At 65.5% G+C, this 22466-nt stretch carries 18 protein-coding genes and 1 riboswitch; of the genes, 6 read left to right on the top strand and 12 right to left on the bottom strand.

Annotated elements, in window-relative coordinates:
- Nucleotides 1-205: 205 nt before the first annotated feature.
- A complete protein-coding gene (gene thiC, locus IX761_RS11705) occupies nt 206-2086 on the bottom strand; it encodes a phosphomethylpyrimidine synthase ThiC (RefSeq protein ID WP_194789748.1) in 1881 nt (626 codons plus the stop codon).
- Between the two features lie 157 nt (nt 2087-2243).
- Nucleotides 2244-2350, bottom strand: a riboswitch (TPP riboswitch).
- A gap of 160 nt (nt 2351-2510) precedes the next feature.
- On the opposite strand from thiC, the gene IX761_RS11710 reads away from it, so the two are divergent.
- The gene (locus IX761_RS11710) at nt 2511-3944 is read left to right on the top strand and encodes a TolC family outer membrane protein (RefSeq protein ID WP_194789749.1); all 1434 of its coding nucleotides are present in this window, start codon (nt 2511-2513) and stop codon (nt 3942-3944) included.
- Between the two features lie 120 nt (nt 3945-4064).
- Here IX761_RS11710 and waaA read toward each other — a convergent pair whose 3' ends face one another.
- Together waaA and IX761_RS11720 are read right to left on the bottom strand one after the other, a co-directional pair.
- Nucleotides 4065-5339, bottom strand: a complete 1275-nt coding sequence (gene waaA, locus IX761_RS11715) for a lipid IV(A) 3-deoxy-D-manno-octulosonic acid transferase (protein WP_194789750.1) — start codon at nt 5337-5339, stop codon at nt 4065-4067.
- Nucleotides 5340-5350: 11 nt separating this feature from the next.
- Nucleotides 5351-6241 (bottom strand): LysR family transcriptional regulator, encoded by an 891-nt coding sequence (locus tag IX761_RS11720; RefSeq protein ID WP_194789751.1) that lies wholly within the window; start codon nt 6239-6241, stop codon nt 5351-5353.
- Nucleotides 6242-6330: 89 nt separating this feature from the next.
- Between IX761_RS11720 and IX761_RS11725 the strand changes: the two genes are divergently transcribed.
- From IX761_RS11725 to IX761_RS11740, 4 genes are all read left to right on the top strand, one after another.
- A complete protein-coding gene (locus tag IX761_RS11725) occupies nt 6331-6663 on the top strand; it encodes a DMT family transporter (RefSeq protein ID WP_194789752.1) in 333 nt (110 codons plus the stop codon).
- Between the two features lie 134 nt (nt 6664-6797).
- Nucleotides 6798-7973 carry an NAD(P)/FAD-dependent oxidoreductase gene (locus IX761_RS11730; protein ID WP_194789753.1) on the top strand — a complete coding sequence of 392 codons (1176 nt, stop codon included), beginning with the start codon at nt 6798-6800 and terminating at the stop codon, nt 7971-7973.
- Complete coding sequence (locus IX761_RS11735; RefSeq protein WP_194789754.1) at nt 7970-8782, top strand: aldo/keto reductase; 813 nt, start codon at nt 7970-7972, stop codon at nt 8780-8782. Before IX761_RS11730 ends, IX761_RS11735 begins: the two co-directional genes overlap by 4 nt.
- A gap of 37 nt (nt 8783-8819) precedes the next feature.
- Nucleotides 8820-9788, top strand: coding sequence for a metal ABC transporter ATPase (locus IX761_RS11740; RefSeq protein ID WP_194789755.1), 969 nt, complete (start codon nt 8820-8822; stop codon nt 9786-9788).
- An 84-nt stretch (nt 9789-9872) separates the two neighbouring features.
- Here the strand turns inward: IX761_RS11740 and hldE are convergent, their stop codons facing one another.
- The 3 genes from hldE to IX761_RS11755 form a co-directional block, all read right to left on the bottom strand.
- Nucleotides 9873-11294, bottom strand: coding sequence for a bifunctional D-glycero-beta-D-manno-heptose-7-phosphate kinase/D-glycero-beta-D-manno-heptose 1-phosphate adenylyltransferase HldE (gene hldE, locus IX761_RS11745; protein ID WP_194789756.1), 1422 nt, complete (start codon nt 11292-11294; stop codon nt 9873-9875).
- A 130-nt stretch (nt 11295-11424) separates the two neighbouring features.
- On the bottom strand, nt 11425-13233 hold the full coding sequence (gene msbA, locus IX761_RS11750) for a lipid A export permease/ATP-binding protein MsbA (RefSeq protein WP_194789757.1): 1809 nt from the start codon (nt 13231-13233) through the stop codon (nt 11425-11427).
- 15 nt (nt 13234-13248) lie between these two features.
- Nucleotides 13249-14424 (bottom strand): O-antigen ligase family protein, encoded by a 1176-nt coding sequence (locus tag IX761_RS11755; RefSeq protein WP_194789758.1) that lies wholly within the window; start codon nt 14422-14424, stop codon nt 13249-13251.
- Between the two features lie 109 nt (nt 14425-14533).
- Between IX761_RS11755 and IX761_RS11760 the strand changes: the two genes are divergently transcribed.
- Nucleotides 14534-15139, top strand: coding sequence for a toluene tolerance protein (locus IX761_RS11760; RefSeq protein WP_194789759.1), 606 nt, complete (start codon nt 14534-14536; stop codon nt 15137-15139).
- A 3-nt stretch (nt 15140-15142) separates the two neighbouring features.
- Here IX761_RS11760 and IX761_RS11765 read toward each other — a convergent pair whose 3' ends face one another.
- Genes IX761_RS11765 through IX761_RS11790 form a run of 6 tightly spaced genes read right to left on the bottom strand, consistent with a single transcriptional unit; the run spans nt 15143 to nt 22419 of the window.
- On the bottom strand, nt 15143-16231 hold the full coding sequence (locus IX761_RS11765) for a glycosyltransferase (RefSeq protein WP_194789760.1): 1089 nt from the start codon (nt 16229-16231) through the stop codon (nt 15143-15145).
- Between the two features lie 16 nt (nt 16232-16247).
- Nucleotides 16248-17204, bottom strand: coding sequence for a glycosyltransferase (locus IX761_RS11770; protein WP_194789761.1), 957 nt, complete (start codon nt 17202-17204; stop codon nt 16248-16250).
- A 47-nt stretch (nt 17205-17251) separates the two neighbouring features.
- Nucleotides 17252-18655, bottom strand: coding sequence for a PIG-L family deacetylase (locus IX761_RS11775; protein WP_194789762.1), 1404 nt, complete (start codon nt 18653-18655; stop codon nt 17252-17254).
- Complete coding sequence (locus IX761_RS11780; protein WP_194789763.1) at nt 18652-19548, bottom strand: antimicrobial resistance protein Mig-14; 897 nt, start codon at nt 19546-19548, stop codon at nt 18652-18654. The genes IX761_RS11775 and IX761_RS11780 overlap by 4 nt, the downstream gene beginning before the upstream one ends.
- Complete coding sequence (locus IX761_RS11785) at nt 19548-20678, bottom strand: glycosyltransferase (protein ID WP_194789764.1); 1131 nt, start codon at nt 20676-20678, stop codon at nt 19548-19550. The genes IX761_RS11780 and IX761_RS11785 overlap by 1 nt, the downstream gene beginning before the upstream one ends.
- Nucleotides 20662-22419, bottom strand: coding sequence for a carbamoyltransferase (locus IX761_RS11790; RefSeq protein WP_194789765.1), 1758 nt, complete (start codon nt 22417-22419; stop codon nt 20662-20664). The genes IX761_RS11785 and IX761_RS11790 overlap by 17 nt, the downstream gene beginning before the upstream one ends.
- Nucleotides 22420-22466: the final 47 nt, after the last annotated feature.

A 22466-nucleotide genomic window follows, 5' to 3' on the forward strand; every position in this document is an offset into this window, starting at 1 on the left:
GGACCGGGTGGTCGGGGGAAAAGTGGCTGGGGGTGGTCATGATGGCGCTCGCCGGAATTATTGTGGGTGTTTTTGGCGAGGACTGCGTCCTCGTATCGCGGCACAAGGCCGCTCCTACAGGGACCGCGCCGACCTTGATCACGCGCAATCCCTGTAGGAGCGGCCTCGTGCCGCGAAAGGGCCGCAGAGCGGCCCCCTTTTCTTGTTACACCTTCTGGTACAACTGGCTGCCTTCCTGGCGGAACCGCTCGGCCTGCTCGCGCATGCCCTGCTCGGCCGTCACATCGACGGTGTCGATCTTCGCGGCGTACTCACGCACTTCCTGGGTGATCTTCATCGAGCAGAACTTCGGCCCGCACATCGAGCAGAAGTGCGCGACCTTGGCCGATTCCTTGGGCAGCGTCTCGTCGTGGAACGCGCGGGCGGTGTCCGGGTCCAGGCCAAGGTTGAACTGATCTTCCCAGCGGAACTCGAAGCGCGCCTTGGACAGCGCGTTGTCGCGAATCTGCGCGCCTGGGTGGCCCTTGGCAAGGTCGGCAGCGTGGGCGGCGATCTTGTAGGTGATGATGCCGGTCTTCACATCATCCTTGTTCGGCAGGCCCAGGTGCTCCTTGGGCGTGACGTAGCAGAGCATGGCGCACCCGAACCAGCCGATCATCGCCGCACCGATGCCCGAAGTGATGTGGTCATAACCTGGGGCGATGTCGGTGGTCAGCGGGCCAAGGGTGTAGAACGGCGCCTCGTCGCAGCATTCGAGCTGCTTGTCCATGTTCTCCTTGATCAGCTGCATCGGCACGTGGCCGGGGCCTTCGATCATGCACTGCACATCGTGCTTCCAGGCGATCTTGGTCAGCTCGCCGAGGGTTTCCAGCTCACCGAACTGGGCGGCGTCGTTGGCGTCGGCGATCGAGCCCGGGCGCAGGCCATCACCCAGCGAGAAGCTGACGTCGTAGGCCTTCATGATTTCGCAGATCTCGTCGAAGTGCGTGTACAGGAAGTTCTCTTTGTGGTGCGCCAGGCACCACTTGGCCATGATCGAACCACCGCGGCTGACGATGCCGGTGACCCGCTTGGCGGTCAGCGGCACATAGCGCAGCAGCACGCCTGCGTGGATGGTGAAGTAGTCCACGCCCTGCTCGGCCTGTTCGATCAGGGTGTCGCGGAACAGCTCCCAGGTCAGGTCTTCGGCAACGCCGTTGACCTTTTCCAGGGCCTGGTAGATTGGCACGGTGCCGATCGGTACCGGCGAGTTGCGGATGATCCACTCGCGGGTTTCGTGGATGTGCTTGCCGGTGGACAGGTCCATGACCGTGTCCGAACCCCAGCGGATGCCCCAGGTCAGCTTGGCCACTTCTTCCTCGATCGAGGAACCTAGGGCGCTATTGCCGATGTTGCCGTTGATCTTCACCAGGAAGTTGCGGCCGATGATCATCGGCTCGAGTTCGGTGTGGTTGATGTTGGCCGGGATGATCGCGCGGCCACGGGCGATCTCTTCGCGGACGAACTCAGGGGTGATCTCTTTGGGGATATTGGCGCCGAAGCTGTGGCCGGCGTGCTGCTGGTCCAACAGGCCGGCGGCGCGGGCTTCCTGCAGCTTCATGTTCTCGCGGATGGCGACGTATTCCATCTCGGCGGTGATGATGCCCTGGCGCGCGTAGTGCATCTGCGAAACGTTGGCGCCGGCCTTGGCACGGCGCGGGTTGCGCACGTGGGCGAAGCGCAGCTTGGTCAGCTCGGCATCGTTCAGGCGCTGCTGGCCGAAGTTCGAACTCAGGCCCTCGAGGCGCTCGGTGTCGCCACGGGCGTCGATCCACGCCGAGCGCACATCGCCCAGGCCCTTGCGCACGTCGATGACGACGTTGGGGTCGGTGTACGGGCCGGAAGTGTCATACACCAGCACCGGGGCGTTCTTTTCGCCGCCGAAGTCGGTGGGGGTGTCGTGCAGGCTGATTTCACGCATCGGCACGCGGATGTCGGGGCGCGAACCTTCGACATAGACCTTGCGCGAATTGGGCAGGGGTTGCACGGACTGTTGGTCGACTTGGGCCGACTCGCTCAGGCTGATAATTTTTTCTTGTTTGCTCATCACAGGCTCTCCAGACAGCTTCCTAGCGGGCGGAATGTCGGGGTGAACCTGAAAGGCGCGGACGCACCCGTGGTGACGAGTGCAGTGCCGGATATGGGGTGCCATGAGCTGCATGCAGCTGTGACGATCCCGGACCTGGCACAAGAGGCTCCCGGGAGGTGAGAGCAATCTTGTTCCCTACGCAGGCGCTAACCTGATCAGGTTCAACGGGATCCGCAACTTTGCGATCTCAGCCTTTGCATCAAGGCACCCCGACAAGAACCTGCGCAGTCTAAGCTGGAGTGGTCGGCAAAGCCAAGCGGCTATTTGCGGGCATGACAAATGGCATGAACAGTGGATTGTTGATGCAGGCGCGCGGCACTACACTGGCCCACCGCTCGATACCCGACAGTACAGTAATTAAAACTCGATCAAGGATTGCCCTATGCTGCGCAAACTCTCACTGGCGATTGCCGTGTCTTGTGCGACCCACGGAGTGGCGTGGGCAGTGGATACGCCCACCACGATCAAGACCGACCTGGTCAGCGTCTACCAGGAAGCGGTCGACAACAACGCCGACCTGGCCGCCGCTCGCGCCGACTACGGCGCCCGCCGCGAAGTGGTGCCCCAGGCCCGCGCCGGCTTGCTGCCCAACCTGTCGGCCGGCGCCGAAATGCTCAACACCCGCACCAAGCTGGACGAGCCGTCGATCACCTCCAACCGCAGCGGCAACTCCTGGAGCGCGACCCTGGCGCAACCGATCTTCCGTGCCGACCGCTGGTTCCAGCTGCAAGCCGCCGAAGCCGTCAACGAGCAGGCCGCGCTGGAGCTGTCGGCGACTGAACAGAACCTGATCCTGCAAACCGCCGAGAACTATTTCGCGGTACTGCGCGCCCAGGACAACCTGGCCTCCACCAAAGCCGAGGAAGCGGCCTTCAAGCGCCAGCTGGACCAGTCCAACGAGCGCTTCGACGTCGGCCTTTCGGACAAGACCGACGTGCTGCAATCGCAAGCCAGCTACGACACCGCCCGGGCCAACCGCATCATCGCCGAGCGCCAGGTGCAGGACGCCTTCGAAGCCCTGATCACCCTGACCAACCGCCAGTACAGCTCGATCCAGGGCGTGGTCCACACCCTGCCGATACAGGTGCCCACCCCCAACGACGCGACAGCCTGGGTCGAGACCGCCGGGCGCCAGAACCTCAACCTGCTGGCCACCAACTACGCAGTCGATGCCGCCCAGGAGACCCTGCGCCAGCGCAAGGCCGGCCATGCGCCGACCCTCGATGCGGTGGCCAAGTACCAGAAGGGCGACAACGACAGCCTCGGCTTCACCAACCCTGCGCAGAATGGCATCCGCTACGGCGGCGATGTGGAGCAGACCAGCGTCGGCTTGCAGCTGAACATTCCGATCTACAGCGGCGGTTTGACCAGTTCGCAAGTGCGCGAAGCCTATTCGCGCCTGAGCCAGAGCGAGCAGCAGCGCGAAAGCCTGCGCCGCCAGGTGGTGGAGAACACCCGCAACCTGCACCGCGCGGTGAATACCGATGTCGAGCAGGTGCAGGCGCGCAAGCAGTCGATCGTCTCCAACCAGAGTGCGCTGGAGGCCACCGAGATCGGCTACCAGGTGGGTACCCGCAATATCGTCGACGTGCTGGATGCGCAGCGCCAGCTGTACACCTCGGTGCGCGACTACAACAACAGCCGCTATGACTACATCCTCGACAACCTGCGCCTGAAGCAGGCGGCGGGGACGCTGAGCCCGCAGGACCTGCAGGACCTGGGGCGGTACTTGAAGGCCGACTACAACCCGGACAAGGACTTCCTGCCACCGGACCTGGCAGCGGCAGCGGCGAAGAACTTCGAACGCAGGCCCTGAAGCAGAAGCGAGCTTCGTGGGAGCGGGCTTGCCCCGCGATAGCGCCCGATCAGGCAGTGATGTCGTCTGGTCGGATGCTATCGCGGGGCAAGCCCGCTCCCACGAGTACCGACAGGCTCATCATCGGCTCAGCAGTCGCCCGAGCCCATCCAGCAACCGCTGCAACGCCCCCTGGTTGGCCTGCATCACCGCCCTGCCCGCCTCGCCCATGCGCCGGGCGTCCTGCGGCAACTCGACCAGCCGGCGCACCGCGCCCGCCAACCCTTGCGCGTCATCCACCTGCTGCAACGCCCCCGCCTCGCGCAGCATCGCGCTGATCTCGAGGAAGTTGAACACATGCGGCCCCATCAGCACCGGCAGCGCCAGCGCCGCCGGTTCCAGCGGGTTGTGCCCGCCAGTCGGTACCAGGCTGCCACCGACGAAGGCGATGTCGGCCAGGGCGTAGAGGAACAGCAACTCACCCATGGTGTCGCCCAGCAGCACCTGGGTCTGCGCCTCGACCGCATCACCAACCGAACGACGCACCGTGGCGAACCGCTCGCTGCACAGCGCATGCACCGCAGCGAAACGCTCGGGGTGGCGTGGCACCAGGATCAGCAACGCATCGCTGTGCACCTCGAGCAGCTGTCGATGGGCGTCGAGGATCAACGCATCCTCGCCGTCATGGGTGCTGGCAGCGATCCACACCGGCCGCTGCGTTGCACCCCACTGCTCACGCAGGGCTCTGGCACGCGGCAGCAGTTGGTCATCGACCTTGAGGTCGAACTTGATCGAGCCGGTTACCTGCACGCATTCACGGCGGGCACCCAGGTCGCGAAAACGCTGGGCCTCGGTCTCGGTCTGCACGGCGATCAGGCTCATCGCTTCGAGCATCGGCCGGGTCAGGCCGGCGAAACGCGCATAGCCGCGCGCCGAGCGCGCCGACAGCCTTGCATTGGCCAAGGCCACCGGGATGCCGCGCTTGGCGCACTGGTGGATATGGTTCGGCCACAGCTCGGTCTCCATGATGACCCCAAGCTTCGGGCGCACCTGGTCGAGAAAGCGCCCCGCCGCCCACGGCAGGTCGTAGGGCAGGTAGCAGTGTTGCACCCGCGGCTCGCCTGCGAACATCGCGCGAATACGCTCCGAACCGGTCGGGGTCATGCAGGTCAGGGTGATCGGCAGGTCCGGGTACTGCTTGAGCAAGGCGCGCACCAGCGGCGCGGCGGCGATACTCTCGCCCACCGACACCGCGTGCACCCAGATCCCACCCTGGCGCATCGGCGGCAGCTGGCAGGCGAAGCGCTCGGCGATGCGCGCACGGTACGCCGGCGCCTTGCGCCCACGCAGGAACAGGCGCAGCGCAACCAGCGGCAGGCCCAGGTGAAACAGCAGGGAGTAGAGAGTTCTGTTCATGGCGGCGGAGTTTACCCGATCGCACGCAGGTGCACCGCAAAGCGCTCGGCCAACCACTGCGCGGCGGGCCCCAACGGCTCATCCCGGCGCCAGGCGAGCTCCGCCACCAGCGCCGGCGGGCGCCATTCGCTGTCCAGTTCGACCATCTGCGCCTGGTAGGTGGGGTACTGCACCACGTGCCGTGGCAGCCAGGCCCAGCCCAGGCCGCGCATCAGCAGCTCGGCCATGGCGTAGAAACTGTCGGCGCGCCAGACCTGCGGGCTGATCGCCTCGCCGCCTGGGTAGCCGCTCTGCTGCGGGGTGATCAGCAATTGACGATGCCGCGCCAGCTGTTGCCGGCTGGCCTTGCCCTGCCCCGCCAGCGGATGACCGATCGCACACACGGTGACCATCTCGACGCTGCCCAGGGCGCGCCGCTCCAGCGAGCTGGGGATGCTTTCGTGGTGGAAGAACAGGCCCAGGTCGGCGCGCCTTTCCACCAACTTGCGCGCCACATCGCCCTGGGCGCCGCTGGCCAGTTGCACTTCCAGGTAGGGGAAGTGGGCCGCCAGTTCGTCGAGGCTGTCGATCACCGGCTGGTAAGGCATGGCCTCGTCCTGGGCTACCCGCAGCAACGCCTCCTGCCCGCGCATCAGGGCCAGCGCCCGTCCGTCCAGGCGCTCGCACTGGCGCAGCAGTTCACGGGCATCCTCCAGCAGTGCCGCCCCGCTTTCGGTCAGGCGCGGCTGGCGGCCACTGCTGCGTTCGAACAGGGTCACGCCCAGGTCCGTTTCGAGCAGGGCAATGGCGTTGCTCACCGCCGACTGCGCCTTGCGCTGCTCACGCGCCACGGCGGAGAACGAGCGCAGCTCGGCGGTGCGCACGAACAGGCGCAACTGCTCCAGGTTCCAGTGCTCGGTCATGACCAACCTATCTCCCATACAGATAGGTAATGACTTTACCGCATCCGAAGATCCCCTAGAATGCCCAGCCAGCAACGGAGGAACCGACCATGAACGCCTATACCTATCTCGCCATCGCCATCTGCGCCGAAGTCATCGCCACCGCCTCCATGAAGGCGGTCAAGGGTTTCAGCACGCCGCTGCCGCTGTTGCTGATGATCTGTGGCTATGGCGTGGCGTTCTGGATGCTCACCCTGGTGGTGCGCAGCATCCCGGTGGGCATCGCCTACGCCATCTGGTCGGGGCTGGGGATCGTGCTGATCAGCATCGTTGCGCTGGTGATCTATGGGCAGAAGCTGGATGTACCGGCGATGCTGGGCATGGCCATGATCGTGGGCGGGGTGGTGGTGATCCAGGTGTTCTCCAACACGGCCGGGCATTGAGTGTGGGAGCGGGCTTGCCCCGCGATGACGATGGCAGGGTTGCCTACCTGATCGCGGGGCAAGCCCGCTCCCACGACCAGCACGATCCCACTGTCTGTATACTGCGCACCTGTCCCAGCTTTTGAGGTGCCCGCATGCCATCCGCCATTTCCACCGACGTGCTGATCGTCGGTGCCGGGGTCGCCGGCCTCTGGCTCAACGCCCGCCTGCGCAAGCAAGGCTATTCCACCGTGCTGGTGGAGCGCGCCAGCCTCGGCGGCGAGCAGACCATCAAGTCCCAGGGCATCATCCACGGCGGCACCAAGTATGCGCTGCATGGCGCCCTCACCGGTGCATCCGAAGCCATCGCCGACATGCCGCGCCGCTGGCGCGAAGCCCTCGCCGGCAGCGGCGAGCTCGACCTGACTGGCACCCGCCTGCTGTCCGACGCCCACTACCTGTGGTCCCCCGGCACCTTGGCCGGCAACCTCACCAGTTTCTTCGCCAGCAAGGCCGTGCGCGGCCGGGTCGACCAGGTCAAGGGCGAGCAACTGCCACCGGCCCTGCAGGACCGCGCCTTCAAGGGCAAGGTGTATCGCCTGGCCGAACTGGTCATCGATGTGCCCAGCCTGCTGGCCAACCTGGCGCAACTGGCCGGTGACAGCCTGCTGGCCGGCGAACGCATCGAGCCGCTGCGCGAAGGCGACGAGCTGGTCGGGCTGGTGGTCGATGGCCGCGAGATCCGCGCCCAACGCATCGTGCTCAGCGCTGGCAGCGGCACTGAAGACCTGCTGCACGCACTGGGGCTGTCGCAGCCGGCCATGCAGCGCCGGCCACTGCACATGGTGTTGGCCAAAGGCCCCAACCTCAAGCCGCTGTACGCCCACTGCCTGGGCGGCGGGCCCAAGCCGCGCATCACCATAACCACCCACCCGGCCGCCGATGGCCAGTGGGTGTGGTACCTGGGCGGCGACCTGGCCGAGGCCGACGGCGTCGCCCGCGACCCGGCCGCGCAGATCGCCGCGGCACAAAAGGAAGTCGCCGGCCTGCTGCCCTGGGTCGATCAAGACCTGGTGCGCTGGGCCACCCTGCGCATCGATCGCGCAGAACCCGCGCAATCGGGCCTGGTGCGCCCGGACAACGCCTTCCTCGCCGAGCAACAGCGCCTGCTGGTGGGCTGGCCGACCAAGCTGGCCCTGGCGCCGGACTTCGCCGACCGCGTACTGGCCAGCTTCGAGCGCGACGGCATTCGCCCAGCGGCCCACCCCGAACTTGCCGACCTGCCACGCCCGCCCCTGGGCGTGCCGGCCTGGGAGCAATTGCTGCCATGAGCCTGCCGACCCTGCACGATCATCACCGCGCCCTGGGCAGCACCGGCCTGCGGGTGTCGCCACTGGGCCTGGGCACGGTCAAGCTCGGCCGCGACCAAGGCGTGAAGTACCCCAACGGCTTCACCATCCCCGATGACCAGGCCGCCCGCCAGTTGATGGCCCAGGCCCGTGAGCTGGGCATCAACCTGATCGACACCGCCCCGGCCTATGGCCGTAGCGAGGAGCGCCTGGGCCCGCTGCTGCGCGGCCAGCGCGATGAGTGGGTGATCGTCAGCAAGGTCGGCGAAGAGTTCGACAACGGCCAATCGCACTTCGACTTCAGTGCAGCCCACACCCGTCGCTCGGTGGAACGCAGCCTGCAGCGCCTGGAAACCGACCGCATCGAACTGGTGCTGGTGCACTCCGACGGCAACGACCTGGCAATCCTAGAGCAGCAAGGGGTGTATGAAACCCTCGCGGCGCTCAAGCGCGAAGGCAAGATCCTCGGCTATGGTTTGTCAGGCAAGACCGTTGCGGGTGGCCTCAAAGCCCTGGAGCAGGGGGACTGCGCCATGGTCACCTACAACCTCAACGAGCAGGCGGAGCGCCCGGTGCTCGACTACGCTGCCGAACACGGTAAAGCCATCCTGGTGAAGAAAGCCCTCGCCAGCGGACACATCTGCCTGGCTCCCGGGGTCGACCCGGTGCAGGCCAGTTTCGAGTTGCTGTTTGCCCACCCGGGCGTGAGCAGTGCCATCGTCGGCACCATCAACCCGGTGCACCTGGCCCACAACGTGGCCACCGTCGCCCGCATCCTGGGCCGGCCCTGAGCCGCCCGGGCGGGGGCCCAACGCAAGGAGGAGCCTCGTGCCGCGTACGCTGATCCGCAAGAACCCGAGCAACTTCAAGACCCTGCCGCTGCATGTCGAGGCCACGCCCGACGGCCTGACCTACCAGAGCATCGGCATGCCGTTGAACTTTACCCAGACCCTGCAGCGGCGCAAGGCCATCCAGCTCGCCGACCCGCAACGTTTCGTGGTCGAGCTGGCCAACCTGGGGGTCTCGGTGCGCCTCACCCTCAGTTGGCAAGGCCATGACTACTGGGTGCTGGTGCGCCAACGCCGCCAGGACCGCGGCGATGTGGTGCTCAAGCTGATTTCCGGCTACGTGCCGGCCCATGAGCTGAACCTGCCGCTGCTCACGGCCATTCAGGAAGTCGCCGAGGAGTGCCTGCTGGAAACCCCGGAAGGCTGGCTGGGCGGGCGTTTCAACGACACTTGGCTGCCGGCGCCCTACGCCGCCGCCCTGCACTACCGTGAAGCCCTGCCGTTCGTGCTGACGCCCGAGTCCGGTGCCGCGCGGCCGGTGCATTGCGCCAAGCTGATGCTGCTGGAGCGGCCCCGGGCCTACGTGCATCTGCCCACCGCCTCGCTGCAGCTGATCTATGACCTGCGCCTGCAAGTGCCCCGGGAGGCCAAGCCGCTGAGCCTGTTCCATGTCGATGAACGGCTGGAGGGTGATCAGTTGGTCGCACGGCTGAACCGCAAGCGGCCAGACCTGTACCTGATGCCATTGAAGGATGGGCAGCCGCTGCCCGAGCTCTACACCCTGAAGAAGGATGAGTTGCTGCCGGCGAGCACCCGCGGGGTGTGGCTGGCCGAAAGCTTTGCCCGCCAGGACGGATGGGTGGTGAGGGATGAGCGGGTGCGTTGGAGGGATTGGCTGAAGCAGCAGGGGCTGGTGGAGCGCAAACGCGAACCTGCCGGCCACCTGCAGCGTTTCAGCGACAAGGCCCGCGAACTGCTGGAGCGAGCGCGGGGGACGCTGCACAAGTAGTCATGGGAACCACTATCGTGCGCTGGTTTGCTGTAGGAGCGTGCAGGCTTGCCGGCGATGGGCCGCACAGCGGCCCCAGTGACTTCAGTGCTTGCGGATCTTCTCGACGATCGCCGTGGTCGAGCTGTTCTCGACCAGTCCCAGCACCTTCACCGTCCCGCCATAGGCCTTGACGATATCGGCGCCGACCACCTGGTCGATGCCATAGTCACCGCCCTTGACCAGCACATCTGGCTTGACCTGGCGCAGCAGGTTCTCGGGGGTGTCCTCGGGGAAACTGATCACCCAGTCCACCGCCCCCAGGCCGGCCAGCACGGCCATGCGCCGGTCGACGCTGTTGATCGGCCGACCCGGGCCTTTCAGGCGGCTGACCGAGGCATCGTCGTTGATCGCGACGATCAACCGGTCACCCTGGGCCCGCGCCTGCTCCAGGTAGGTCACGTGACCTGCATGGAGGATGTCGAAGCAACCGTTGGTGAAGACGATCTTCTCGTTGTGCGCACGGGCGTCATCGATGGCCAGCAGCAGTTGCTCCAGGCCCAGTACACCACGCTCGGAACCCTCTTCGCGCTGGATTGCCCGGCGCAGTTCCGGGGCGCTGATGGCTGCGGTACCCAACTTGCCAACCACGATGCCGGCGGCCAGGTTGGCCAAGGCGACAGCATGGGGCAGGTCTTCGCCGGCGGCGATGGCGGCCGCCAGGGTAGAGATCACGGTATCGCCGGCACCGGTGACATCGAACACTTCACGGGCCCGGGCTGGCAGGTGCAGGGCTGGGTGGCCGATGCGCAGCAGGGTCATGCCGTGCTCGCCACGGGTGACCAGCAACGCGCCGAGGTCGAGCTCTTCGAGCAGCTTGAGGCCTTTGGCGACCAGCTCGGCTTCATCGGCGCAACGCCCTACGATCGTCTCGAACTCGCTCAGGTTCGGGGTGATCAAGCTGGCGCCGCGGTAGATCGAAAAATCCTTGCCCTTGGGGTCGGCCAGCACCGGAATGTGCTTGCTGCGCGCTGCCTGGATCAGCGCCTGGTGGTTCTTCAACGCGCCCTTGCCGTAGTCGGACAGCACCAGCACCTTGACGCCTTCGAGCAGGTCATCGACCTCGGCGCCCAGCGACAGCGGGTCAGTGGCGAAGGGTTCTTCGAAATCGATGCGCAACAACTGCTGGTGCCGGCTCATTACCCGCAGCTTGACGATGGTCGGCTGGTGGGCGATGCGCTGGAAGATCGAGCGCACGCCAGCGGCCTGCAGGCTGTTGGCGAGGCTGTCGGCAGCCTCGTCCTGGCCGGTGACACCCACCAGCGCGGCCGGCGCACCCAGCGCGGCGATGTTCAACGCGACGTTGGCCGCACCGCCGGGGCGATCCTCGATCTGATCGACCTTGACCACCGGAACCGGCGCTTCAGGCGAAATACGTGAAGTACCGCCATGCCAGTAGCGGTCGAGCATGACATCGCCGACCACCAGTACCGGGGCTTGATCGAAACGCGGCATGGACAACTTCATGGGCAACCCATATGAAAAAAGTGAACAAGGGCAGGATATTAGCACAGGGTCGGGGATGGCTTTACGGCCACCTTCGCTGTGGACAACTGCGGTGACAATCGGGGCCGTGCAGGCCCCGACTTGTAGGGTTTCAGGTGATATCGGCGCTTTCAGGCGCGTCCAGGCCCATCGCGTGCAGGCGGGCATAATAGCCATTGGCTGCCAGCAGCTCGGCATGCGTGCCACGCTCCACCAGACGCCCCTGGTCCATCACCAGGATCATGTCGGCCTTCTCGATGGTCGACAGGCGGTGGGCGATCACCAGCGTGGTGCGGCCTTGCATGACATGGTCCAGCGCTGCCTGGATGTGCCGCTCGGACTCGGTATCCAGGGCCGAGGTGGCCTCGTCGAGGATCAGCAACGGCGCGTTCTTCAACAGCGCCCGGGCGATCGCCAGGCGTTGACGCTGGCCACCAGAAAGCAGCACACCGTTCTCGCCGACTTCGGTATCGAAGCCTTTGGGCAACTGGTCGACGAACTCCTTGGCGTAGGCATCGGCGGCGGCAGCCTCGATATCGGCGCGTGGCGCGCCGGCCAGGTCGCCATAGGCGATGTTGTTGGCCACGGTGTCGTTGAACAGGGTGACGTGCTGGGTGACCTGCGAGACATGCCGGCGCAGGTTGCGCAGGCGGTACTCCTCGATCTCCACGCCGTCGAGCAGGATCTGCCCTTCGCTGTGGTGATAGAAACGCGGGATCAGCGCCGCCAGCGTCGACTTGCCGCTGCCGGAACGGCCCACCAGGGCGATCATCTGCCCAGGCTCGGCGGTGAAGCTGATATCGCTGAGCACCTGGCGTTCGGTGCCGGGGTAGGTGAAGCTGAGGTTGCGCACTTCCAGGCGGCCCTCGACCCGCTCTTTCTCGACGGTGCCGGTATCGATCTCGGGCGCTTCGTCCAGTTGCTCGAAGATGCTCTCGGCGCCGGCAAGGCCTTTCTGGATGGTCGAGCTGACTTCGGACAGCTGACGAATCGGCTTGGGCAGCAGGCCCGCGGCGGTGATGTAGGCGACCATGTCGCCGGCCGAGGCATCGCCGCGCAGGAACAGCACCAGGAACATCAGCACAGCCATCGCGGTGTAGATCACCAGCTGCAGCATCGGCGTGTACAGTGCGCCGGTCTTGGTCATGCGCAGCTGCTTGTCGGTGTTGCTCTGGCTGGCGTCATCGAAGCGCTGGCGCTCGTAGCCCTCGCCACCGAAACTGCGCACCACGCGGTAGCCCTGGATGGTTTCGGAGGCGACGTGGGTGACGTCACCCATGGCCACCTGGATCTTCTTGCTCTGCTTGCGGAATTTCTTGCTGGCGGTACTCACCATGACCGCGATGACCGGCAGGATGGCGAGCATCACCAGCGTCAGTTGCCAGTTCATCCACAGCAGGTAGACGAACAGGAACACCACCGTCAGCCCCTCACGGATCACCACTTTGATGGCATCGGTGGCCGCACCGGTCACCATGGTCACGTTGAAGGTGATGCGCGAGATCAGGTGCCCGGAGTTGTGGTTGTCGAAGTAGCGATTGGGCAGTACCAGCAGCTTGTTGAACAGCTCGACGCGCAGGTCGTGCACCAGGCACAGCGACACTTTGGCGAGGTAGTAGTTACCCAGGAACGAGCCCAGGCCCTGCCAGGCGGCGATCAGGATGATCAGCAGTGGCACCGCCTGCAGCAGTTGCAGGTCTTGTAGATAGGGTACGCCGGGGAACAGGACGGCCTCGGGGTTGCTCAGGCCATCGACGAAATACTTGAGAATGCCGGCCAGCATCGGCTGGGTGGAGGCGAAGATCACGAACCCGACAATGCTCAGCAGGAAAATGCCGACGTAGGGTTTCACGTAGCTCAACAGCCTGAAATAGATCTTCAGGCTGGAGGAGTTCTCCGCCGGTAGCGGTGTTTCGGCCATCATCGAGCTCGCTGTTCAGGTTGAACCGGCGATTTTACCACAGGCTTGATGACGGTCATGTGCCCAGGGCAACAACATGACCAGCGCCACCGGCAACCAGCTGATGAACCATTCGGCGCGGGGCGTGCCGGTCAGGCTGGCAGCGTCGAACTGCATGGCCAGCGTGGAGAAGATCCACAGCCCGAGCAGGACCTTGCCGAACAGGGTGGCCCGTGCGCGTACGATCTCTCCCAGGGTGAACAACCAGACCGCGGCCCACAGCAGCATGCCGGGCAGTCCCAGTTCCATGGCAACGTGGGTGAACATGTTGTGAGTGTGATCGAACACCATGCCTGCCGCCTGCACCCGGTAGAACGCACCAAGGCCCAGGCCGGTCCATGGGTGCTCACCAATCATCTGCATGGCAGCCTGGAAAATCTCCGGCCGATAGGACGAGCCGCGCTGCATGATCAGGTCGTACATGCCGCAGAAGGCAATGCTGGTCACCAGGGCCGCCAGCAGGGCGATCAGGCAACTGCTGCGATTGCGATGCCACAGCGGCGCGAGGACGAGAGTGACCACCAATGCCAGTGCCGCGCCACGGCTCTGGCTGAACACCACGAACGCCCCCAGGCAGGCCACTGCCACCGCCCACCCCAACTGCAACGCACGCTGACGCGGCGGGTTGTACAGCAACCACAAGATTGCCGCGCCGATCACGTAGGCGCCCAGGATCGGGTGGGAAATCTCACCGATACCCTCCAGACGAGCCTCCAGCGGGTGTCCCAGCACGGCGTAGAAATGCACGATGGAAATCAACGCCGCCAACCCCAGCAATGCCGCTCCCAATTGCAGCAGGCGCGAGGCGCGCCCCAGCCCTGCCTGCGCCAGCAGGGGGAATGCCAACAGGAACAACAGGATGTACAACAGCCGCTTGATTTCGCGGCCATCATCCTCGGCGCTGGACCATGCCAGTGACACCGCGCTCCAGGCAAGCAACCCCAGCAACGCAATCCACAACGCCGGCTGGCGGCGCCAGGCCTGAATGAATACCTGCCGAGCGGACCAGGCAAGACCGAGGGTGGGCAACCACAGGAAAAGAATCAGGCCCTGCTGATAAATCTTGTTGCTAGGCGCCAAGGCGATCGCCGCCAGGAACCAGACAAATCCCAACCCCAGCCAGACCTTGGCCCAGCTCTTCTCGTACAACATCCCTTTCCCCTGTTGGAACCCAATCACACCGGCTTGGTGCTGACAGATAATGTTCTTTTCGGCATTATTGCCGGTCATTTTGCCTGCCCCTAAGACAAGGCCTGAACTCATGCAATGCTCTCGGCTTTCCCAGACCGACTTCGATCGGCTGACACTCGGTGCCAAGGTGCTGGAGGCAGATAGCCATGGTGCGAAAGTCTACCTGCTTGGCGATGGAAATATCTTCAAGGTTTTTCGCCGCAAGCGCCTGATTTCATCTGCGCTGCTGCGCCCTTACTCGCAGCGTTTCATCGACAACGCCATGCGCCTGGCAGAGCTGGGCTTCCCCACCCTGGAAGTGATCAGCCACCACAAGCTGCCGCTGCCTGGGCGTACCGCCGTACTTTACCGCCCGCTACCGGGTGAAACCCTGCTGCGCCTGTCGCGTGATGCCGGTTTCAGCTGGGATGACCATTTGCCGCAACTGATCGAACTGATCCGCCGCATGCATCGCTCGGGTATCTACTTCCGCTCGCTGCACCTGGGCAACGTCGTGCAAACCCCCGAAGGCCCGCTGGGCCTGATCGACGTTGCCGACATGCGTTTCCTGCGCGGGCCGCTGCCGGTGCGCATGGTGCGGCGCAACATACAACACATGGCGCGTTATATCGAGCGAGAAGAGCAGGCCCGCCAGTTCCCCCTCGCACAATTCCAGGCTGCGCTGGCGAACGGTTGAGCCTCAGCCTCCGAGCAGGCGCCTGGCGCTGGCCGTGAACGCCGCCCAGCCCTGCTCGGGCGCCAACGCCCGCCATTGCTGCGCGGCTATCGACGCAGCATCGCCTCGGGCGCAGCGTGCGATGGCCTCGGCCCAACGCGCCGCATCGCCGACCGGCACATAGCAGCCCGCCTCGCCCAACTGCTCGCAAAATACCGGCAGATCGCTGCAGATCACCGGCACCCTGGACAACACCGCTTCCTGCAACACCAGCCCAAGCCCTTCCGAACGCGAAGGCACCAGCAACCAGTCGAGCGCCGGGTACAGCTGCGCCAGCTCCTCGCGATGGCCACAAAAACGCACGCTGTCTTCCACGCCAAGCACTTTGGCCTGGGCCTGCAATGCGCCGCGCAGCTCACCATCCCCGAGGATCACCAACTGCATGCCAGGCGTGCGCGCCTGGGCAAATGCCTCGATGAGCATGCCGAAGCCTTTGCTCTCGACCAGCCGGCCGACCGCCCCCAGCACTGGGCCACCCTCACCCGCTGACAGCCCCAAAGCCTGGCGCGCCTGCTCGCGCCCCAGCAACTGCCGGCCGAAGGCCTGCGGGTCGAGCGCCACGCGCAGGGTCTGCACCGGGCGCCCGAGGTCGTGCGCCAGGGCTTGCGCGAGGGTGGCCGACACCGCGGCAACGCGCAGGCGCTCGGCTGGGAACTGGCCGAACAGGCGGACATCCTTGCCCGTCAACCGCGTCGTACCGTGGAACAACACAGCCACCTGCACGCCCGGCAAACGGTGCAGCAACGGCAGCAACAGCCGCGCCACCCCCAGGCCATCGAGCAGCAACACGTCGGGCGCGTCAGCCTTGAGTGCGCCAAGCAGGCGCCTGCGTAACAAGAACAGGGCCAGGCGATGCCGCCAGCGCCCCTTGAGCACCCGCGGCGACAGCTGCCAATGGCGAACTTCACCCACGCCGCGGCACAGGCCCTCGCCCAGCAGCAGCCAATTGCAGACGCGCGCATCCGCCGGCCCATGGGCCAGCACCTGGCTGTGCACATTGTGCACGGACATGAACGGCGAGCCGCCCGACCACATCACATTGACGATTTTCAACGGAGCCGCTCCCCGCTCAGAAGGGCAGGCGCAGGCGCAAGCGCTGCCAGAAGGTCAGCGGCGGGTGCGGCCGCAGAGGGGGCGCCATGTGCTCGACGATGCTGCGCCCAACCTGGGCGAAGCTGAAGCCCGAGGTCGCCAGCTCACGACCGTTGATGGCGATGCGCGCCGCCAAGGCAGGGTCTTCGCGCAACTGGCGCAGCTTGGCCTGCAACATGGGGATGCTGTCGTACAGCACCACGTTGTGCATGTCGGCCAGGCCCAGGGCGCGGTTTTCCTCTGCGCCCTGGTCGTAGGCCAGCAGCACGCAGCCGCAGGCCATGGCCTCGAAATTCTTGATCATGTACTCGCCCATGCCGACATCGGCACTGACGAAGAAGCGAATGCGGTTGAGGGTGTTGCAGTAATCCTCACCCGACTTGGTGCGGGTGACCACCAGGTTTTCCACCTGCCCCAACTCATCGAGCAGCGCCTTGCGGCCACTGTAGGCGACGCTTTTGGTGCTGCCGACGAAGGCCAGCTCGATATCGCGCTCACGCCCCTGGTCGGTGAGCAACTGCTCGTCGTAACCCTTGGGCACGAACACCGCGTCGAAGCCTTCCTGGCGCAGGCGCTCGCTGACCATGTAGCCGGAGCTGATCACCCGCACCCAGGGCAGCTGGCGGTAGTGCGCACTGAACTTGCCGGTGTACTTGCAAGGGATGTAGTTCTGGTAGGCGTCGTGTTCGAGGATCACCAGGTTGGGGATGCTGCGAATGAACGCGACCTGGCGGATCTCCTGCTTGAAGCGCAGGAAGAACACGATGCGGTCGTAGCGGCTGACGTCCACTTCACGCTTGAAAAAGCGCCGCAGGTTGCGCTGATCCTTATCGGACACCCAGCGCGTGTCGCAGTCGCAGTGGGCCGCGACGCCGTCGTACAGGCGGTCGAGGATCGCCCGTTGTTCCTTCTGCACCAGAAATAGGACTTTCATTGCGTTCCTTGGGCGCTCGGCGCTATCGCGGTCATCATTGATCAGGCTCACAGGTCGCGACGCCAGAACAGTTCGTGCCGGCGTACCGCCTTGCGGAAGAACTCGTTCTCCCCATAGGGCGACGGCCGACGGCCCGCCAGCCAGCGCTGCAGCACACGGCGCAGGCGGCGCTTGAACGGGGCCGGGGGTTGCAGGTCGTGCATCATGCCCAGGGCCATGGCCTTGTCGCGCTGGGTCGCGGCATCCAGCAGCAGGCTGCACGGCGCCCAGGCCTCAGTGCTTTCCAGCTGCGGCGGCAGGGCCACGCCATCGCCGCTATCGCCCATCGGCCAGCGGTCGTTGTCGTGCAGGTGGTTGGCGTAGCACAGCAGCGTTTCGGGCTGCCAGGCCAGGCCTTGCAGCGCTTCACGCACGGCGGCCTGGGCGCAGATGTGATCGGGGTGCGGGTCGAGGGTCGGGTGCGGCATTACCAGCACCTGGGGCCTGGCCATGTCCAGCAGCGTGCGCAGGTCGGCCAGCAGGTTGTGCCAGGTGGGTGCGCCATCGGCGTCAGCGGGCAACGGGAACGGGTTGAAGCGGCGGAACGGGCGGATATCGGCCATGTCCGCTTCGCGCGACACCTGGGGCTGGTCCGGCGCCGCCTGCATGGCGGGCAGCTGCAGGCAGAAGTAGCCCAACTGCACGCAACGCGACTCCGGCACACCCGCCCAGCGGGGCACGGCAATGCTGTCCCAGGCCCGCAGCCGGCCTTTGAGCTGCGCCGCCTCGGCCTTTGCCATGCCCATCTGCTGGTAATGCTCAGCCTCGATTTCGCCAGCGGTCAGGGTCACCACCCAGGTTTCCTCGGCCTGGCTGTACAGCCCGTAGGCGGCAAGCTCGGCGTCGTCGGCGTGGGGCGCGATGACCATCACGCGCCGTTTGCGCAGCTCGATGGCCGGGGTTATCCACAGGCGCGGATTGCCCTGCAGCCGGCAATGGCGCCCGCGCAAGCGCAGCGTGCCCGCCGTCAAGGGCTCGGCCAGGCCGGTCAGGTTGAGGTAGCGCACACCTCGGGCGCCACGCTCGAAGGTTTGCCCATCGCTGGCCGCGGCGCCCAGCAACTCGACCCGAGGGTCGAGCAAGCGCCCCAGCCAAGTGCTCTTGATGCCGACTTCGAGGATCAGTGTCTCGTCGCCTTGCAAGGCGGCATCGGTGCGCAGCAGGTCGCCCTGCAACGTAGCCATCGCTTCGCGGGTCTGCTCGCCAAAGCGGTAGGCGTAGTCTTCGCTGGGCGCATAGAACAGGTGGTCGGCGAACCACGCTTCATGGGCCGCCCACAGCAGCGGCAACAGCAATAGCGGCAGCCACCACCAGCTGAACACGCCCAGCGCAACCAGCAGCACGAGCGCGGCCAACAGGCCAAGGCGCTTGTTGCGCCGGTGGCGCTTGAGCAGTTGCTGCTTGCGGCTCACGACTGGAACACCGGCACAGGGTTGCACCAACGGTCCTTGTACTCGCGGTCGGCGCGACCAAAGGAGAACCGTAGCGCCTTGCCGCGCGCGTTGGCGTCCTCCCAGGCAGCCTGGGTGTTGAGGAAGCTCAACACACTGCCGGGGCTGAATGCCTTGGTCTCGGGGTCGACGCCACCATTGACGTACTCGACGCTGATCCACGTGGGGGCCTCGACGCGGTACACCAGCTGGATCGCGATGGGTTTGCCCTCCAGGAACAGCACCGAGCCGATCAACAGCTCGCGCAGACGCTCGACCACCTCGGCCATGCGCGCCGCGCCAGTGGCCGGGAAGCCCCAGCGGCGCTGGAACAGGTCGCAATACATGGCGGCAATCTCGGCCGCGCTGAAATCGCTGATCGGCCGCACCAACCCACCCGCCTCTTCCAGCAGGCGCAGTTCGCGGCGCTGGTTGTAGCGAAACTTCTTCGACAGGTCTTCATGCGGGCGGGCCATGGCCAGCTGCTCGGGCTGCGCCTTCAGGCCGCTGAAACGGTCCTGATTCAGCTCCGACAGGTAACGCCCGGCATGGCGCAACGGCGCGCCACAGTCGTCGGCGGCCGGCAAGATGATTTCGGCGTTGCCCAGGTCGAACAGCCCCTTCTTGCCGTGGCGCTTGAGCACCTCCTTGGACAGCGCCAGATGGCGCCCCCACACCGGCAGCGCAGCCTTGAGCTCGCCCCCCTGTGGATAACCCAGGTAGCGCACGGGAATCTGTGCCAGTTCGGCCAGTTGCTCGATCACCAGCGGATGAGTCGCGACACTGCCACCGAAACGCTGCCAGGCCTCGCTGTAGGCCGCCGCATCGATCACCTGCCAGCCGCGCTCGCGCCAAGCTTGAATACGGTTGAGCATCAGGCCTCCTGAACCAGCGCGCGCACCTGCGGCAGCTGCCAGAACGCCTCGCGCACCGCCTGGTCGCTGAAGCGCTCGCGCAGGCGCTCCAGCATATGCTGCGCACACGCCGCCTGCTGCTGCGCATCCAGCCCGGCCAGGTGCTTGAGGCCCTGGGCCAGTTGTGCGGCATCGCCCAGCGGGAACAGCACGCCAACGCCCTCGACCACCTCGCGCGCACCACCGCAAGCGGTGGCCAGCAGCGGTACGCCAGCGACCATGGCTTCGAGCAGGACCATGCCGAATGGCTCGTGGTCGGAGCTCAACGCGAACACGTCAAAGGCCTGGAAGTAGCGACGGGCATCCGGCACCTGGCCAAGGAAGTCCACCTGCGTGGTTATCCCCAGCTCGGCGGCCAGCGCCTTGAGGTTCGATTCCAGCCGCCCCTTGCCCAGGATCACCAGCCGCGCACCGGCCGGCAGCCCCGGCAATGCCTGGGCAAAGCCGCGCAGCAGGGTGGCCTGGTCCTTGTCCGGATGCAGGCGGCCGACATTGCCGACCACCCAGGCCTGTTCGTCCAACCCCAAAGCCCGACGTGCCTCGGCGCGGGGCACCAGGCTGGCCTGCAAGGCCTGGATGTCGATGCGGTTGTAGAGGGTCTGGATCCGTTCGGCGGGCCACTGCGCCAGGCAGCGGCGCATATCGTCGCGCACCGCGTCCGACACACCCAGCAGGCTCAGGCGCTTGCGGAACAGGTTGGCGAACAGCCGCCGGCCCTTGCGCTGGTAGTCGCCGAAGGCATGGTGCACGCCGATCACCGGCAAGCCAGTGCCCAGCAGCGCGACATAGATCGGCTTGAAGCGGTGGGCGATGCAGAAGCTGAAGTTGCGTTGCGCGGCGATCTTGCGCAGCGCAGCGATGGCGCCCAGCTTCAGGCCGCGCACGGCCTTGGAGCTGAACTCCAGAAACAGCACCTCGTCCGAGGCGCAACCGGCCGCGACTTGCGCGTCGGCTGCCCCGGTGAGGAACACGGTGGTGACCTTGTATCCGCTGCCCTGGAACAGGCTGGCGTACTGACGGGCGCAATCGAGGAAGGGCCCGTCATAGCCATGGCAGAACTGCAGGATCCGCGGTTCAGAGCGGCTGGTCATAAGGCGCCGCGCCGTCCTTGACCACCAGGATGTCTTCCATGATCAGGTACTGCAGGTCCGAGCCGAAGAACATGTTCAGGGCGTCGGTCGGCGAGCAGATCATCGGCTCGCCACGGCGGTTGAGCGAGGTGTTCAGCGACACGCCGTTGCCGGTCAGCACTTCGAGCGCCTTCATCATGTCGTAGTAGCGCGGGTTGTACTCGCGCTTGAGCACCTGGGCGCGGGAAGTGCCGTCTTCGTGCACCACTTCCGGCACACGGGTCTTCCACTCTTCAGCCACTTCGAAGGTGAAGGTCATGAACGGCGCCGGGTGGTCGATCTTGATCATCTGCGGCGCGACGGTGTCGAGCATCGACGGGCAGAAAGGCCTCCAGCGCTCGCGGAACTTGATCTGGTGGTTGATGCGGTCGGCCACGCCCGGCACGCTCGGGCAACCGATGATCGAACGACCACCCAGCGCGCGTGGGCCGAACTCCATGCGGCCCTGGAACCAGGCCACCGGGTTGCCGTCGACCATGATCTTGGCGATCTGCTCGGGCATGTTCTCAAGCTTGCGCCACACCGGTTTGCTCGGGTGACGGGCGCAGGCGGCGATCACGTCTTCGTTGGAGTACGCAGGGCCGAGGTAGACGTGTTCCATCTTCTCGACCGGCACGCCACGGGCGTGGGACACATAGGCCGCCGCACCCACCGCGGTACCGGCGTCGCCGGAAGCCGGCTGCACGAACAGCTCCTTGACGTCCGGGCGGGCGATGATCTTCTGGTTCAGCTTGACGTTCAGCGCACAGCCGCCGGCGAAGGCCAGCTTGCCAGTTTCTTTCAGCGTGTCGCCCAGGTAGTGGTCGATCATCTGCAGGGCGAGCTTTTCGAACAACGCCTGCATGCTCGCCGCGTAGTGGATGTACGGCTCGTCGGCGATGTCGCCTTCGCGTTTCGGGCCCAGCCACTCGATCAGCTTGGGCGAGAAGTAGAATCCCTTGCCCTTCTCTTTATAGCGGCGCAGGCCGATGACGTTGGCGTACTCGGTGTTGATCACCAGCTCGCCGTTTTCAAAGCTGGCCAGGCGCGAGAAGTCGTACTTGCTGGCATCGCCGTAGGGCGCCATGCCCATGACCTTGAACTCGCCGTCGAGCATCTCGAAACCAAGGAACTCGGTGATCGCGCCATACAGGCCACCCAGCGAATCCGGGTCGAAGAACTCCTTGATCTTGTGGATCTTGCCGTTCTCGCCGTAGCCGAAGAAGGTGGTGGCGTACTCGCCCTTGCCGTCGATCCCGAGGATCGCGGTCTTCTCCTTGAAGCCCGAGCAGTGGTAGGCACTGGAGGCGTGGGCCAGGTGGTGCTCGACCGGCTCGATCTTGATCTTCTTCGGGTCGAAGCCCAGCTGCTCCAGGCACCAGACGATCTTCTTGCGGTAGCGCTTGTAGCGGCGATTGCCCATCAGCAGCGCGTCGAGGGCGCGGTCCGGGGCGTACCAGTAGCGCTTGGCGTAGTGCCAGCGGGCCTTGCCGAACAGGCTGATCGGGGCGAACGGAATGGCCACCACGTCGACGTCCGATGGCTTGATGCCGGCCTGCTCCAGGCAGAACTTCGCCGACTCGTAGGGCATGCGGTTCTTCGCATGCTTGTCACGCACGAAGCGCTCTTCTTCGGCGGCGGCAATCAGCTTGCCGTCGATGTACAGGGCCGCGGAAGGGTCATGGCTAAGGGCGCCGGACAGGCCAAGAATCGTCAGTGCCAAGGGGTTAGCCTCTCAAATCGGTAGAAGTGCGCCAGCGGCCCGTTGGG

The sequence above is a fragment of the Pseudomonas sp. UFMG81 genome (assembly GCF_015354575.1).
In the GTDB taxonomy this organism is placed as follows: Bacteria; Pseudomonadota; Gammaproteobacteria; order Pseudomonadales; family Pseudomonadaceae; genus Aquipseudomonas.

What these genes read in the sequence shown, in the direction of transcription:
- thiC (WP_194789748.1), bottom strand. Translation starts at nt 2,086, where the DNA reads ATGAGCAAACAAGAAAAAATTATCAGCCTGAGCGAGTCGGCCCAAGTC.
- IX761_RS11710 (WP_194789749.1), top strand. Translation starts at nt 2,511, where the DNA reads ATGCTGCGCAAACTCTCACTGGCGATTGCCGTGTCTTGTGCGACCCAC.
- waaA (WP_194789750.1), bottom strand. Translation starts at nt 5,339, where the DNA reads ATGAACAGAACTCTCTACTCCCTGCTGTTTCACCTGGGCCTGCCGCTG.
- IX761_RS11720 (WP_194789751.1), bottom strand. Translation starts at nt 6,241, where the DNA reads ATGACCGAGCACTGGAACCTGGAGCAGTTGCGCCTGTTCGTGCGCACC.
- IX761_RS11725 (WP_194789752.1), top strand. Translation starts at nt 6,331, where the DNA reads ATGAACGCCTATACCTATCTCGCCATCGCCATCTGCGCCGAAGTCATC.
- IX761_RS11730 (WP_194789753.1), top strand. Translation starts at nt 6,798, where the DNA reads ATGCCATCCGCCATTTCCACCGACGTGCTGATCGTCGGTGCCGGGGTC.
- IX761_RS11735 (WP_194789754.1), top strand. Translation starts at nt 7,970, where the DNA reads ATGAGCCTGCCGACCCTGCACGATCATCACCGCGCCCTGGGCAGCACC.
- hldE (WP_194789756.1), bottom strand. Translation starts at nt 11,294, where the DNA reads ATGAAGTTGTCCATGCCGCGTTTCGATCAAGCCCCGGTACTGGTGGTC.
- msbA (WP_194789757.1), bottom strand. Translation starts at nt 13,233, where the DNA reads ATGGCCGAAACACCGCTACCGGCGGAGAACTCCTCCAGCCTGAAGATC.
- IX761_RS11755 (WP_194789758.1), bottom strand. Translation starts at nt 14,424, where the DNA reads ATGTTGTACGAGAAGAGCTGGGCCAAGGTCTGGCTGGGGTTGGGATTT.
- IX761_RS11760 (WP_194789759.1), top strand. Translation starts at nt 14,534, where the DNA reads ATGCAATGCTCTCGGCTTTCCCAGACCGACTTCGATCGGCTGACACTC.
- IX761_RS11770 (WP_194789761.1), bottom strand. Translation starts at nt 17,204, where the DNA reads ATGAAAGTCCTATTTCTGGTGCAGAAGGAACAACGGGCGATCCTCGAC.
- IX761_RS11780 (WP_194789763.1), bottom strand. Translation starts at nt 19,548, where the DNA reads ATGCTCAACCGTATTCAAGCTTGGCGCGAGCGCGGCTGGCAGGTGATC.
- IX761_RS11785 (WP_194789764.1), bottom strand. Translation starts at nt 20,678, where the DNA reads ATGACCAGCCGCTCTGAACCGCGGATCCTGCAGTTCTGCCATGGCTAT.